This is a genomic window from Aureisphaera sp. (assembly GCF_059726885.1).
In genome coordinates, this window is sequence record NZ_AP041051.1 from 688,099 (window position 1) to 702,265 (window position 14,167).

The following is a 14,167-nucleotide window of genomic DNA, read 5'->3' on the forward strand; positions in this document are numbered from 1 at the left end:
ATGATTGAAGGATTTTCAAAACTTTTTGAAGACGCATTAAAGCTGCTACAAGAACTTTGCACCGAAGAAGGTATTCTTGCGAGCTCTATTGAAGCGGACAATTATAAACGTATCTGGGCAAGGGACAGCATTGTCTGTGGTTATGCAGGCCTAATGGTAGGTGATGCTAAAGTAATAGACGGATTAAAAAACTCACTCCTTTCATTGGCAGCCCATCAAAATGGGTTGGGAATGATCCCTTCCAATGTACTTCCCAAGGAAAATGATGTTTCCTTCGGAAGTTTGGTGGGACGCATCGATGCTAATACGTGGTTTATACTGGGAAGTTGTATGTACTACCAAAAAACCCGGGATGAACATACTTGGCAACAATTGAAACCCAAAGTAATCAAATGTCGAGCTTTTCTAAAGGCCGTGGAATTCAACAGCAAAGGCTGGCTTTACACGCCATTGAGCGGAAATTGGGCTGATGAATATCCCGTTCATGGGTACACACTTTATGACAATATGCTTCGAATATGGGGTGAATCCATTTGGAATCTCGTCGAAGAAAATGAGAAACCAGAAACGGAAAAGACCTTTCAAAATTTTTGGCCCTCGACCGATACCAATGAAGATTTAATATACCATAAAAGTGCTTATCAGCAATTGAATCTAGAAGGGCTATCTCACTTCATCGCATTTATTCTTCCAGGCTCTTATGATACCCGATTCGATGCTGCTGGAAACGCCCTTGCCTTACTTCAGAAAGAATTGAACCCTGTTCAAAAAGAGGCGCTTTCTAAGTATATCGATGCTTTAGAAAATGAAATGGGGCAGCCTTTAATACCAGCATTTTGGCCGATAATTACTAAAGAAAGTGATGACTGGCACTTATTGAAAGGCAACTTTTCCTTCGACTTCAAAAATTACCCCGGATCCTTTCACAATGGGGGCGTATGGCCAGTATGGATGGGGCTTTTCTGTATGGGACTAGCAAAAAACGGCATGTATAAAGAGGTAGAAAAGATAGTTCGTGCTTTTACCGAAACGGTGCGCTCTCATTCCCATTGGGATTTTCAGGAATACATTCATGGAAAATCCCTCGAATTAGGGGGTAAAACCAAGATGGGGTATACCGCCTCCGGTATTGTTTTTATGAAATTGGCGCTAGATAAAATACCAACTTCGTAAATCGATAACGTTTTCGTTAAGGAATTCGTGGATTAGCATTTCAAAAAATCATTTTTTCTTAAAAATTACAGATATTAGGGTGTAAATTCTCAATCATAGGAATTAACACGGGACTAACCATTTTTAAATCTTCTTGTATGATTAAAAAACCAAGTTTATCGTTTTGGCAGATTCTTAATATGAATGTTGGGTTTTTAGGAATTCAATACAGTTTTGGTTTACAACAAACTGCTATCAATCCAATATTTCTTTATTTAGGTGCTCCAGAGGACATGCTTCCTATCCTGAATATTGCTGGGCCAGTTACTGGGCTTATCGTGCAACCAATTATAGGGGCAATGTCTGACAAAACTTGGTCTAATCGTTGGGGAAGACGTAAACCATATTTCCTAATCGGAGCTTTATTAGGGAGTCTATGTCTATTTGTATTCCCACATAGCCCCGTTCTTTGGTTTGCTGTGGGTCTATTATGGATTTTGGATGTTGGTAATAATATGGCAATGGAACCCTACCGCGCATTTGTTGGAGATAAACTACCTGAAAAGCAACTAAGTCTGGGATACCAAATGCAAAGTTTATTTGTTGGAGCTGGAATTCTATTGGCAAATGGATCCATTGTTTTATTTCAATATCTATTCGGTGGTGAATCGGTTGAGCAAACAGGCACAATCCCACAATGGCTTTATTATTCCTTTTATATTGGCGCATTCTTATCCTTGACCACTATTTTGTGGTCTGTTTTTAAGACTCCTGAGATACCTCCATCTGAGGATGAGCTAGATGAAATCAAGAAGATAAATAGTCTACCATTTGGTCAACGTTTGATGAAACCATTTAAGGAAATATCTGAATCTATAAAAGATATGCCCAAGTTTATGTGGAAAATTGGTGCGGTATATTTGTTTCAGTGGTACGCCCTATTTATATACTGGCAGTTTACTACGCCGCTATTCAAACTCACCATGGATTATTCAACATCCGAAGCAGCATCACAAGCTGCCAAAATGAGCTTAACTTATAATACAGTTACTATGCTTGTGGCTCTTGCCCTAGTACCATTGACAGTAAAATTTGGCGGTAAGAAGATCTATGCCTTAAGTCTGATAGGTACTGCTGTGGCCCTATTCTTAATACCGCATATATCCGACCCAAACCTTGTTTTGGTCCCTATGGTATTATTCGGGATCGGTTGGGCAGCCATGATGGGTATTCCGTATACCATGGTTTCAAAAGTGGTCCCGCAAGAACGAAGGGGGGTATATATGGGGATTTTAAATATGATGATTGTAATACCTATGTTTATTCAGACCTTAAGTTTTGGTCCTATATATAAATATCTTTTAGGGGATAACGCAATTAATGCCATGTTATTTGCTGGGGTTTTCTTCATAATCGCAGGAATTCTGGCTACTCGACTTAAGGTACCAAAGACTCAAGAAACAGCATAGACATGAAAAACTTCGGCATAAAGCTTTCGCTCTATATCAACTATTTCGTATTTGCAATTTTACTGAATAGTGTGGGGATTGTAATCAAGAAATCCATAGATGTTTATCGTGTAACAGAGTCCAGTGCCTCAATTCTTGAGGCCTTTAAGGATTTACCCATAGCCATCGTTTCGTTTTTAGTAGCCTCTTTCTTACCAAGATTTGGTTACAAAAAAGCAATGCTTTTAGGACTAGTAATTGTCTTCTTTGGTTGTCTGGGAATGTACTTTGGTAATTCCTTTGACACTGCGAAAATATTATTCCTTTCTATTGGTGTTAGTTTTGCTTTAATAAAGCTTTCGGTGTACAGCCTCATAGGTGTAATCACAGATTCACCAGAAGGTCACTCAGCTCTAATGAGCTCTATAGAGGGATTCTTTATGGTAGGTATTGCAAGTGCTTACTTCCTATTCCCTGCCTTTTATAGCGATACAGATCCTAATGCTTGGCTCAGTGTGTATCCTGTACTTTGTGTGTTAATTGCACTATCATTTATATTCCTTCTAGTTTCCAAAGCCGATTTTTCTGTAGAAACTGCTGGAAGCAATTTAAAGGACGACATAAAAAACTCTTTTGGTCTATTGGTGATTCCGTTGGTTCTTGTGTTTATTTGTTCGGCTTTCTTTTTTGTGATGATCGAACAGGGAATCATGACTTGGTTACCCCACTTTAATGCAAAGATATTTGCCTTTTCTGAAAAGTTAAGTGTACAAATGGCATCAATTTTGGCCATTTCATTGGCCTTAGGAAGATTCATCGCCGGTTGGGCCTCGAAGAAAATCTCTTGGTCTACTATCATCATCCTTTGCTCATTGATTTCTATAGGAATTTTGATGGCGGTTCTACCCCAACTAAATATCGGAGAAGAAGGAGAGGCCTCAGTCCTCATCAGTATAAAGGATATTCCCTTCTTAGGATTCATCCTGCCATTAATCGGTTTATTTATCGCACCTATTTACCCATTGCTAAATTCGACTGTACTTAGCAATTTGCCAAAGAGTTTACATTCGCCCATGAGCGGATTAATTATCATCTTTTCGGCTCTGGGAGGAACTCTAGGATCTCGAATTGTGGGAATACTATTCGAAAAAATTGGCGGAGTAAATGCATTTTATTTCTTGGTGATACCTTTAGTTCTTCTCATTGTAACGGTAATTATTATTAAGAGGTTAATCCGAAAGTCCAATGAAAGTTAATATCGCTGAAACTTTACAATGGCTACTCGCTCAAGAAGACACCGATGGTGATAAAAAAATAACCATCGAGGATCAGGGTCCAAAAGAGTTTACCATTACCACGGAATCAGGCTCCTACTTGATTCAAGGTACCTATCGTCTGTCTAATCTATTGCAAGAATTAGTCATCGCAAAGAATGAAGGAAAAACCGAACTGGAAATAGACCCATCCAAAATTGAGGAAAAACCTGTTCAGCGTATTTCCCGTATGATTCGAGATTACTATTGGAATGGCCTAACCCGCACCATGGATGCCCATGGTATTGAGGCCCTTTTGGCAGACACAAAAAACGAGACCATCGAGAACAAAATGCTTACGGTATATGTGCCCCACGAAGATACCCTTGCATTAAAATATTACACCGAATTACAACGGCAATTACCGCTACAGGTAATTCAACTTCCTCTAGAAATTACGCCCAAATATGTGCAAGGGCTCAACAAGAATAGTGGCATTCTCTCGCTAAAACTTTCAGAGAAAAACGGTGCCATTAGAGGAGAACCCTTTGTGGTTCCCGGTGGCAGATTCAACGAAATGTACGGCTGGGATAGTTATTTTGAAGCCGTCGGTTTGCTATTGGATGGTCGTGAAGATCTTGCCATTGGCATGGCTAATAATTTTCAGTATCAGATTCAGCATTACGGGAAAATCCTTAATGCCAATAGATCCTACTACCTAACCAGAACCCAACCGCCATTTTACAGTAGTATGATTTCGGAAATATTCGAAATAAGCAAAGACAAAAAGTGGTTAAGGAATCATCTGGAAACTGCAATTCAAGAATATGAAACTGTCTGGATGGTCGAGGGAAAAAGACTTTCAGCAAATGGACTGAATCGGTATTTGGCTGAAGGAATTGGCATGCCCCCTGAAGCGGAAGAAGGGCATTTTAGCCATGAAATAGAAGCCTACTCACAAGCAGCGGGAATGACCCCTGAAGATTATGAAAAAGCTTATGCCCAGGGTACTATCCAAAATAAAGAGCTGGACAATTACTTCGTCCATGACAGATCCGTTAGGGAGTCTGGACATGATACTTCCTATCGCTTAGAGAGTATCTGTGCCCATCTAAACCTCGTTGAGCTCAATGCCATGCTCTACAAGTATGAAACCGATTTTGCACTACTCATAGAAAAGGAATTTGAAGACATCTTCAAAATTGGGAATACCGTATACACCTCGCAATATTGGCATGCCCAAGCCAAAGAGAGAAAAGAAAAAGTAGATCAATACCTCTGGAGTGAAGAAGAAGGAATGTACTTCGACTATAACTTTGAATTGGAAGCACCACACGTATTTTATTCTGCAACTGGATTAACACCCCTATGGGCACAACTATGCTCCCAAGAACAGGCAGAGAAACTAGTAAAAGCATTGTTGCCAAAACTTCTTGAAAAAGGAGGAATTGCATCTTGCGACATGGAGAGTAGAGGCATGATTGGCCCAGGACGTCCCCAAAAACAATGGGATTACCCCAATGGATGGGCACCACACCAAATGATGATCTGGAAGGGACTCAAAAATTATGGTTTTCATAAGGAACAACAAGAATTGATATACAGATGGCTTTATATGATTACCAAAAATGCAGTAGACTATAATGGAACCATCCCTGAAAAATATGATGTGGTAAGTGCCACTCACAAAGTATTTGCCGAATATGGAAACGTGGGCACTGAATTCGAATACATTACCACCGAAGGATTTGGTTGGATGAACGCCTCATTTCAGTACGGGGTGTCCCTTTTAGATGAACAATATATTGCAAAACTAAATGAATTGGTTTCACCCGAAGCACTATTCAATCATTAATGGAAGAAACTCAGAAAGAAATAGATATCCTTAGTATAGGAGAAGCCTTGATCGACTTTATTGGCACCCAAGTGGAAAAACCAATTAAGGAAACCAAGGATTATCATCGGTATCTTGGTGGTTCCCCAACCAACGTTGCTATGAATATGGCACGTCTTGGACTTAAGGTAAAAATGGTTGCCACCGTTGGGAACGATGGCTTTGGTGATTATATATTAAAACGCTTGCATGAAGTCGAAATCGACACTTCCGATGTACGTGAAGTCAACGAAGTTCCTTCTACTGTAATTTTTGTAAATAGAACCACAGGTACGCCAGAGTTTATCCCAATGCGCGGTGCCGACAGATTGATTGAAAAGGGACAAATAACGCGTAGCACCCTGGAAGCAACAAAAATTTATCACACCAGTTGCTTTGCCTTGAGCCAACAACCTGCAAGGGACACCATTTTAGAGTTTGCCGAAATAGCCCATAACGCAGGTTGCCAATTGAGTATTGACATCAATTATTCTAAAAAAATATGGCCCAATACAGAGGAAGCATTGCACACCATTAAAAAATATTGCGCTTTAAAGCCTTTGGTAAAAGTGAGCCAAGATGACATGGATCGCTTGTTCGGAAGGGGAATGAGTCACGAGGAAATATTCGCTAATTTACACCAATTGGGTGCGAAACTCGTGTGTTTAACCCTAGGAAAAAATGGGGCTAAGCTGAGCGAAATGGGCAAGCCCGTTTTAGAACTCTCTGCATTAAAAGTTGAACAAATCATGGATGCCACAGGAGCGGGTGATGCTTTTTGGAGTGGATTTTTATTTGCGCGAATCAAAGGAAAATCTAATAGGGTATGCATGGAAACAGCCCTTAAAATGGCAGCCATAAAATTACAAAATGTCGGCAGGATCCCAGATTATGCCCTTATAATATCGAGTATATTGAACAACTAAACACAAATTGTATGATGACAATTGTTACATTTTTAGCTTTTACACTCTTGGTAGGGGTAATTTCATACCTAGCTACCCGGAAAACCAATGAAAGTACCTCCGATGGTTATTTCTTGGGAGGAAGAAGTTTAACCGCCGGTGTAATTGCGGGATCACTTTTGCTTACCAATCTATCGACCGAACAAATCGTTGGTTTAAACGGTTCCGCCTATGAAAGTGGACTATCGGTTATGGCATGGGAAACCCTAGCTGCAATCGCAATGGTGGTCACCGCTTTATTTCTTTTACCCCGGTATCTGAAAGGAGGACTAACAACCGTTCCGCAGTTCCTTGCCAAACGTTTCGACGTTTCTACCAAGACAATTACTTCGGCATTGTTTCTTACAGGGTATGTTGTGGTTCTTTTACCAGTTATCCTCTATTCAGGGTCTGTTGCCGTAAGTGGGATGTTTAATATCCCCGAGGCATTGAATATCACAGAAACTCAATCCATTTGGCTTTGCGTATGGCTCATAGGAATCATAGGCTCTATATATGCTGTTTTTGGAGGGCTAAAAGCTGTGGCGGTTTCCGATTCAATTAACGCCATTGGTTTATTAATTGGTGGTCTTTTAATTCCTGTGTTCGGACTTATGCTTATAGGTGACGGTAGTGTAATGGATGGTATTAATATTCTAACCACGGAAAACCCAGATAAATTCAAGTCCATTGGGAAGCCTTCAGATCCGGTTCCTTTCCATACTATTTTCACAGGTATGATGCTGGTACAGTTATTCTATTGGGGTACCAATCAGCAGATTATTCAGCGGGCGTTGGCAGCCAAGAACTTGAAAGAAGGACAAAAGGGATTACTCCTCGGTTCTTTCATCAAAATATTAGGACCCATTATTGTAGTACTGCCCGGGATTATAGCATACCATGTATTTAATGGTGGTCTAGATAGTGTAGACCAGGCGTATCCCAGATTGGTAGCCGAAGTGTTGCCTCCTGCATTCCTAGGGTTCTTTGCTGCGGTTATGTTTGGTGCGATTTTGAGTTCCTTTAATAGTGTGCTTAATAGTTCGGTAACACTTTTCGGTATCGATATCTATAAGCAGCATATTAATCCAGAAGCCAATGAAAAACTAGTCGTGAAACAAGGTAAAAGGTTTGGTTTGCTCCTAGCTTTTGCCTCTATGTTCATTGCACCCCTAATTGCCAATGCGGGTAGTTTATTCGACTATCTACAGGAAATCAACGGTATTTACAGTATTCCAATTTTAACGATCATCATTGTAGGTTATCTCACCAAAAAGGTTCCTGCTATTGCGGCTAAAATTGGACTTCTATCGGGTTCTATATTGTACATCTTAAGCCAATTTGTATTACAACCGTACATGATTAAGAATGCTCTTAACGAAGCAAAAGCTAATGGGATCACGGACGCCGCGGAATTGGCGGCAATAGAATCGCAGGCATATTTCGGATTGCATTATTTGGATGTAATGGCAATTCTATTCGTCTTTAATGTCATTATTATGCTTATTATTGGACGCTTAAGGCCAAGGAAAGAAGCATATGTGCAGGAGTACACCAAACAGGTAGATATAACGCAATGGAAATTTGCAAAACCTGTTGGAATAGCAATTATCGTAATTGTAACAGGCGTGTATATCTATTTTAGATAATTTGAGGAAGGTTCAAAAAAAATCCCTTGATGATCATCAAGGGATTTTTTTTTAAGCTGCCAAACGACCTTTCAATCGTTTTTCAATTTTCTGTTTAATCACAGTTAGGCGTTTCATTAAATCCATTAACTGCGCGTCTTTTGTTTTCTTATATATCTCGTTAATTCCAAGAATTAAACTTTTTACCTCACGTGAAGCTTCAATTCGTTCACTCGTTGTTTTAAACGTCATTTTACGTTGTTCGAACTCCAAGGCTTGATCCAGTATATCCATGTAATCCTATTTCTTATGGTTAAACTTAGAGAAAATACATCCTCGTTCGCCGCAAAGATACATTCTAGAGCGTATATAGCCTTTTGTTTAAACAGAATTTTAACACAAGCAAGCAAAATCGGTTAAACTTTTTTCAAAAAATGTATATTTAGGAAAACTAACTACATGCAGAAGCTATTCTTTATTATTGGTTTCGTGGCATTTACCATTCCAATAAAAGGGCAAATTCTAAACGCAGAATCCCTTCGCAAAGTAACCGACACTTCAGGATGGTCAGGATCTGCCAGTGCACATTTCGCCATTAAAAGAAACGTAAATGATTTTGTGATTCTAGGGAGCGATATACACATCCAGTACAAAATGGATAAGCATTTACTACTCTTTAAAAACGATATTAACTTCACCAAAATTGAAGGGGATAAGTTTGAAAATGCCGGTATTACCCATGTCCGGCATAATTACCGTTTTCATCAAAAAATCGCATGGGAGGTTTTTACACAGGGACAATACAACAAGGTTAGCTTGATCGATTTTCGCGGATTATTGGGCACTGGCCCTCGTTTTAAGTTAACCAATTCGGAAAACTACAAGTTCTATCTAGGAACATTAGTGATGTTTGAATATGAAGAAATTGCCGATAATTTTACCCCCATTCAGCGTGACCTCAGGGGAAGTTCCTATCTTTCATTCAGCATCTATCCTAGTGAACGGATTTCATTGATTAGCACTACATATTACCAACCGTTACTAAGAGAGTTTTCGGATTACAGGATATCGAGCCAAAGTTCTTTTGCCGTCGAGCTATTTGGAGGCTTCGACATTAAACTCACCTATACATTTGTTTACGATGCGGTACCAGCATTGGGCATTCAAAATTCCCAGTACGATTTTAGAACAGGTTTTAGCTATTCTTTTGATTGATTTTTTTCCAAAAACTTTCGTAAGGGTGCGCCTACAAATAAGACTACTTCCCTATCTTTACCCGATACTTAAACCCTACTGTTGTTACTATTAGGCAGTTAAAAGAATATTTATGTCGTATTACGATCCTAAAGACCTCAGAAAATTTGGCAATATCACCGAATGGAGTGAAGAATTGGGAACCAAATTTTTTGACTATTATGGTAAGGTCTTCGAAGAGGGAGCCCTCACAGCTCGCGAAAAATCCTTAATCGCTTTAGCCGTTGCTCATACGGAACAATGCCCTTATTGTATAGATGCCTATACCAAGGATGGTTTGCAACGTGGGGTAACCAAAGAGGAAATGATGGAAGCGGTGCATGTGGGAGCAGCTATTAAAAGTGGCGCCACATTGGTTCATGGGGTAATGATGATGAACAAAGTGAACAAATTAGACGGTTAACCGGACCTCTCAAAAAAGTATACATTAGGAAATAAAGTATGACCAAAATAAAAACACAATCCCTTCATAAAAGGGAAAGCGAATTGGCCAATGCTAATAGACAACTAGAGATTCTATCTAATGGAATCTTCAAAGATGGTGAACTACCCACTTTTGCCGAAAAAATAAAGGAAACACAGCAATTTCCCCTTCAACCAAAAAAATTGGAAGTCCTTCAGATCAATGTGGGATATATGTGCAATCAGGTTTGTGAGCATTGCCATGTAGACGCCGGTCCCGATCGCAAGGAGATTATGACAAGGGAAACCATGGAGCAATGCCTAGAGGTTATTCGTAACACGGGCGCACATACTTTAGATTTAACCGGTGGTGCTCCAGAGATGAACCCAGACTTTAGATGGTTCGTTGAAGAAGCAAGTAAGGCTGGTATTAAGGATTTCATTGTACGAAGTAACTTGACCATTATTAGGGCCAATAAAAAATACTATGACCTTCCCGAATTTTTCAAAAAGCACAATGTGCATGTAGTGAGTTCCATGCCGCACTGGACTCGCGGAAAAACAGATAAGCAAAGAGGAGATGGTGTTTTTGATGCTTCCATTAAAGCCCTTCAGGAATTAAATGCAGTGGGATACGGAATGCCGGATAGCGACCTTCGATTGGACTTGGTTTATAATCCTAGTGGTGCTTTTTTACCCGGAGATCAGGCTAGCATGGAAAAGGATTTTAAAAAGGCCCTTATGGAAGACTTTGGCATTCAATTTCACAATTTATTTGCCATTACGAACCTCCCAATTTCACGCTTCCTAGATTATCTAATTGCCAGCGATAATTATGAAGATTATATGTATTCCTTGGTAGATGCCTATAATCCAGCCGCTGTAGCCAATGTTATGTGCACCAATACGATCTCAATTAGCTGGGATGGCTGGTTGTACGATTGTGATTTCAATCAGATGCTAGGACTAAAAGTTGCCAGTAAAGTGAAGCACATAAGTGAGTACAATGAGGAGGTTTTAAGCAATCGTACCATTGTAATATCCCAACATTGTTATGGATGTACTGCTGGCGCTGGAAGCAGTTGTCAAGGAACCGTAGCCTAATATCCTGGATTTTTCAGCAATGAAGAATTTAATATTCATATCCCTGTTTTTTATCACCACCTTTTGTTGGTCCCAACAATCGGTGGACAAATTGCTTAACACCTACAACACCCATAGTATTCCTTATATATCTGTGGAAGAACTAAGAATGGAACAATCCCAGGAAGCGGTTGTTATTTTGGACTCCCGGGAGCTGTCCGAATACAATGTAAGCCATATTGCAAACGCACAATACGTAGGGTATTCAGACTTTTCGATTGACAAGGTTACATCCGAAATTGAAAACAAAGACACCCCAATCGTAGTCTATTGTTCCTTAGGTATCCGTTCTGAAGAAATCGGCGAAAAATTAAAAAAAGCGGGGTTTACCGAAGTTAAGAATTTATACGGAGGTATTTTTGAATGGAAAAACAAGGAGTATCCCGTTTTAAATCTATCTCAAAAAGAAACCGATAGTGTACATACCTGCACGAAATCTTGGGGCAAATGGCTGAAGAAAGGAATAAAAGTATATGACTAAGGACCTTCTACTCATTTTTACCCGTAATCCAGAATTAGGAAAATGCAAAACACGATTGGCTGCCACCATTGGTGATGTGGCTGCGCTGGATGTTTATAGGTTCTTGTTGATTCATACCGTAACTGTTACCGCGAATCTTGCCGCTCAAAAACAAGTGCATTATTCAGTCAAAATACGGGATAATGATGTTTGGGATGATGCGGTTTATGAGAAAAAGCAACAAATGGGCGAAGATCTGGGTGAACGTATGATGCATGCTTTCAAACAAGGTTTCAAAGACGGTTATGAGCGTATTATCATTATTGGAAGTGACCTGTTCGATCTCTCCCAAACTGATCTTGAAAATGCTTTTCACAATCTAAAGGAAAACAATTACGTTATCGGACCGGCTGAGGATGGAGGCTATTATTTGTTGGGCATGAAACAGCTTAATCCCAATATATTTCAAAATAAAAAATGGGGCACTGCTTCCGTTTTAAAGGATACTTTAGCTAATTTAGGAACAGAAGAAGTCCATATGCTTCCCGAACGAAACGATGTGGACTATTATGACGATATAAAAGACATTGAGGCTTTTCAGCCCTTTTTAAAACATTTGAAAAACACATGAAAAAATTTATAGAAGAATCTGCTAAATTTTTAATCTCTAGGGGGTTCGATTCCCCGGAAGTCGGGATTATTTTAGGAACCGGATTGGGACAGATCGTTGATAAAGTAGATATCATCGCTGAGGTAAGTTATAATCACATTCCTAATTTTCCAACGGCAACCGTGGAGTTTCACAAGGGAAAATTGATCTACGGAAATCTCTCTGGAAAAAGGGTCATCTTAATGCAAGGACGTTTTCATTTATACGAAGGGTACTCATTAAATGATGTAACCTTCCCGGTAAGGGTAATGCATGAATTAGGTATAAATTCATTATTGGTAAGCAACGCCTCCGGAGCTATCAACCTAGATTTTCACAAAGGGGAAATTATGCTTATCGATGATCATATAAACCTTCAAGGTGGTTCGCCATTAGCCTTTAAGGGAGTGGAGCAATTAGGGGAACGTTTTGTCGATATGAGCGCACCCTATGACGCAGCGATGAATGCACAAATAGAACAAATTGCATCCGAAAAGGATATCACGCTGCACAAAGGCGTATATGCAAGTGTCGTGGGACCTCAACTGGAGACACGTGCAGAATATCGTTACCTGAAAATCATCGGTGCAGATGCAGTAGGTATGAGTACCGTTCCCGAGGTTATCGTCGCCAATCATCTTGGATTAAAGGTATCGGCCATTTCTGTGCTTACGGACGAATGTGACCCTGACAACCTGGAACCAGTGGACATTCCGGAGATCATAGCCATGGCTGGAAAAGCGGAACCCCATATGATCACTATTTTTACCGAATTATTAAAACAATTATAAAATTCCGTAAAGAAAAGTGGTTTGTTCCGACAAAATCACTTATTCTTGAAGGCATAAATAATACACATGAGTTATCTAGATACTACCATAGACGTTTACAAAGAAGCGGCATTAACCCCAGATGTTGGACTTTGTTGTACCACCAATCCAATTTGGGAACTCCCAGGCTTAAAGATTCCCAAAATAATGCAGGAAATGAATTATGGCTGTGGAAGTACGGTTCATGCGCGAGATCTAATTAACAATCCAAAAATCCTATATGTTGGTGTAGGTGGAGGCATGGAGTTATTACAGTTCTCCTATTTTTCGAGACAAAAAGGAGGTGTAATTGGAGTAGATGTTGTAGATGAAATGCTAGAGGCTTCCCGCAAGAATTTTGAAGAAGCCGAAGCGCAGAATGATTGGTTTAAAAGTGAGTTTGTAGACCTGAAGAAGGGTGACGCTATGAACCTTCCTGTGGCAGACAACAGTATCGATGTAGCTGCCCAGAACTGTTTGTTCAATATTTTTAAGGAAGACGATTTAAAACGGGCCATCGAAGAAATGTACCGTGTATTGAAACCGCATGGCCGTTTGGTAATGAGCGATCCTACCTGCGAACAAACCATGAACGAAACACTTCGCAATGATGAACGCCTTCGTGCGCTTTGCCTTAGTGGAAGTCTACCTATTAAGGAGTATGTAAAAGCTTTGACCGATGTAGGGTTCGGAACCATAGAAATTAGGGCTCGTAAACCCTACCGTATTCTTGATCCGAAAAACTATCCTACCGATGAGCTCATTTATATCGAGTCTATCGAAGTGGCCGCCATTAAAGACCCGATGCCAGAAGATGGCCCCTGTATTTTTACAGGAAAAGCAGCCATCTACTTCGGTAAAGAGGAATACCTAGATGATAACAACGGTCATATTTTATTGAAAAATCAACCCATAGCCATCTGCGATAAAACCGCAGCTAATCTTGCGGCATTGGGTCGTGACGATATCTACATAAGCGAATCTACCTTCCACTATGACGGCGGTGGCTGTTGCTAGGAATACGTATTTGCAGGTTTAGGTTTTCATTTCTGTATCCAATGAAGCTTCATTTCAGTTGCATGGGTAGTAGATAGCGAAAACTCGAGATGGAAAATGCAATTGGGAATCACCTACAAGTTCTAATAAAAAAGA

At 39.9% G+C, this 14,167-nt stretch carries 14 protein-coding genes; 13 read left to right on the forward strand and 1 reads right to left on the reverse strand.

Going from position 1 to position 14,167, the window contains the following annotated elements:
- The 6 genes from AC6JAD_RS03160 to AC6JAD_RS03185 all read left to right on the forward strand — a co-directional run bounded on the left by AC6JAD_RS03160 (position 1) and on the right by AC6JAD_RS03185 (position 8,319).
- A complete protein-coding gene (locus AC6JAD_RS03160; protein ID WP_461302598.1) occupies positions 1 to 1,173 on the forward strand; it encodes a glycoside hydrolase 100 family protein in 1,173 nt (390 codons plus the stop codon).
- A 137-nt stretch (positions 1,174 to 1,310) separates the two neighbouring features.
- Positions 1,311 to 2,621 (forward strand): MFS transporter, encoded by a 1,311-nt coding sequence (locus tag AC6JAD_RS03165; protein WP_461302597.1) that lies wholly within the window; start codon positions 1,311 to 1,313, stop codon positions 2,619 to 2,621.
- Positions 2,622 to 2,623: 2 nt separating this feature from the next.
- Positions 2,624 to 3,856, forward strand: a complete 1,233-nt coding sequence (locus AC6JAD_RS03170; protein WP_461302596.1) for an MFS transporter — start codon at positions 2,624 to 2,626, stop codon at positions 3,854 to 3,856.
- Positions 3,846 to 5,708: a trehalase family glycosidase gene (locus AC6JAD_RS03175; protein WP_461302595.1), complete on the forward strand. Its 1,863-nt coding sequence runs from the start codon at positions 3,846 to 3,848 to the stop codon at positions 5,706 to 5,708. Before AC6JAD_RS03170 ends, AC6JAD_RS03175 begins: the two co-directional genes overlap by 11 nt.
- On the forward strand, positions 5,708 to 6,652 hold the full coding sequence (locus tag AC6JAD_RS03180; RefSeq protein ID WP_461302594.1) for a carbohydrate kinase family protein: 945 nt from the start codon (positions 5,708 to 5,710) through the stop codon (positions 6,650 to 6,652). The genes AC6JAD_RS03175 and AC6JAD_RS03180 overlap by 1 nt, the downstream gene beginning before the upstream one ends.
- A gap of 11 nt (positions 6,653 to 6,663) precedes the next feature.
- Positions 6,664 to 8,319, forward strand: a complete 1,656-nt coding sequence (locus AC6JAD_RS03185; RefSeq protein ID WP_461302593.1) for a solute:sodium symporter family transporter — start codon at positions 6,664 to 6,666, stop codon at positions 8,317 to 8,319.
- Positions 8,320 to 8,370: 51 nt separating this feature from the next.
- Here AC6JAD_RS03185 and AC6JAD_RS03190 read toward each other — a convergent pair whose 3' ends face one another.
- Positions 8,371 to 8,592: a hypothetical protein gene (locus AC6JAD_RS03190; protein ID WP_461302592.1), complete on the reverse strand. Its 222-nt coding sequence runs from the start codon at positions 8,590 to 8,592 to the stop codon at positions 8,371 to 8,373.
- 165 nt (positions 8,593 to 8,757) lie between these two features.
- On the opposite strand from AC6JAD_RS03190, the gene AC6JAD_RS03195 reads away from it, so the two are divergent.
- The 7 genes from AC6JAD_RS03195 (at position 8,758) to arsM (ending at position 14,032) form a co-directional block, all read left to right on the forward strand.
- Positions 8,758 to 9,513, forward strand: coding sequence for a DUF481 domain-containing protein (locus AC6JAD_RS03195; RefSeq protein ID WP_461302591.1), 756 nt, complete (start codon positions 8,758 to 8,760; stop codon positions 9,511 to 9,513).
- A 112-nt stretch (positions 9,514 to 9,625) separates the two neighbouring features.
- A complete protein-coding gene (locus AC6JAD_RS03200; RefSeq protein ID WP_461302590.1) occupies positions 9,626 to 9,955 on the forward strand; it encodes an arsenosugar biosynthesis-associated peroxidase-like protein in 330 nt (109 codons plus the stop codon).
- A 47-nt stretch (positions 9,956 to 10,002) separates the two neighbouring features.
- Entirely contained in the window at positions 10,003 to 11,058 is a 1,056-nt protein-coding gene (gene arsS, locus AC6JAD_RS03205) for an arsenosugar biosynthesis radical SAM (seleno)protein ArsS (protein WP_461302850.1), read from the forward strand.
- Positions 11,059 to 11,077: 19 nt separating this feature from the next.
- Positions 11,078 to 11,578, forward strand: a complete 501-nt coding sequence (locus AC6JAD_RS03210; protein WP_461302589.1) for a rhodanese-like domain-containing protein — start codon at positions 11,078 to 11,080, stop codon at positions 11,576 to 11,578.
- Positions 11,571 to 12,188: a TIGR04282 family arsenosugar biosynthesis glycosyltransferase gene (locus AC6JAD_RS03215; protein WP_461302588.1), complete on the forward strand. Its 618-nt coding sequence runs from the start codon at positions 11,571 to 11,573 to the stop codon at positions 12,186 to 12,188. The genes AC6JAD_RS03210 and AC6JAD_RS03215 overlap by 8 nt, the downstream gene beginning before the upstream one ends.
- Positions 12,185 to 12,997, forward strand: coding sequence for a purine-nucleoside phosphorylase (locus AC6JAD_RS03220; RefSeq protein ID WP_461302587.1), 813 nt, complete (start codon positions 12,185 to 12,187; stop codon positions 12,995 to 12,997). Before AC6JAD_RS03215 ends, AC6JAD_RS03220 begins: the two co-directional genes overlap by 4 nt.
- A 66-nt stretch (positions 12,998 to 13,063) precedes the next feature.
- The gene (arsM, locus tag AC6JAD_RS03225) at positions 13,064 to 14,032 is read left to right on the forward strand and encodes an arsenosugar biosynthesis arsenite methyltransferase ArsM (RefSeq protein ID WP_461302586.1); all 969 of its coding nucleotides are present in this window, start codon (positions 13,064 to 13,066) and stop codon (positions 14,030 to 14,032) included.
- Positions 14,033 to 14,167: the final 135 nt, after the last annotated feature.

Excerpts from the sequence above, each read along its gene's own strand:
- AC6JAD_RS03160 (WP_461302598.1), top strand. The coding sequence starts at position 1 with ATGATTGAAGGATTTTCAAAACTTTTTGAAGACGCATTAAAGCTGCTA.
- AC6JAD_RS03165 (WP_461302597.1), top strand. The coding sequence starts at position 1,311 with ATGATTAAAAAACCAAGTTTATCGTTTTGGCAGATTCTTAATATGAAT.
- AC6JAD_RS03170 (WP_461302596.1), top strand. The coding sequence starts at position 2,624 with ATGAAAAACTTCGGCATAAAGCTTTCGCTCTATATCAACTATTTCGTA.
- AC6JAD_RS03175 (WP_461302595.1), top strand. The coding sequence starts at position 3,846 with ATGAAAGTTAATATCGCTGAAACTTTACAATGGCTACTCGCTCAAGAA.
- AC6JAD_RS03180 (WP_461302594.1), top strand. The coding sequence starts at position 5,708 with ATGGAAGAAACTCAGAAAGAAATAGATATCCTTAGTATAGGAGAAGCC.
- AC6JAD_RS03185 (WP_461302593.1), top strand. The coding sequence starts at position 6,664 with ATGATGACAATTGTTACATTTTTAGCTTTTACACTCTTGGTAGGGGTA.
- AC6JAD_RS03190 (WP_461302592.1), bottom strand. The coding sequence starts at position 8,592 with ATGGATATACTGGATCAAGCCTTGGAGTTCGAACAACGTAAAATGACG.
- AC6JAD_RS03195 (WP_461302591.1), top strand. The coding sequence starts at position 8,758 with ATGCAGAAGCTATTCTTTATTATTGGTTTCGTGGCATTTACCATTCCA.
- AC6JAD_RS03200 (WP_461302590.1), top strand. The coding sequence starts at position 9,626 with ATGTCGTATTACGATCCTAAAGACCTCAGAAAATTTGGCAATATCACC.
- AC6JAD_RS03210 (WP_461302589.1), top strand. The coding sequence starts at position 11,078 with ATGAAGAATTTAATATTCATATCCCTGTTTTTTATCACCACCTTTTGT.
- AC6JAD_RS03215 (WP_461302588.1), top strand. The coding sequence starts at position 11,571 with ATGACTAAGGACCTTCTACTCATTTTTACCCGTAATCCAGAATTAGGA.
- AC6JAD_RS03220 (WP_461302587.1), top strand. The coding sequence starts at position 12,185 with ATGAAAAAATTTATAGAAGAATCTGCTAAATTTTTAATCTCTAGGGGG.
- arsM (WP_461302586.1), top strand. The coding sequence starts at position 13,064 with ATGAGTTATCTAGATACTACCATAGACGTTTACAAAGAAGCGGCATTA.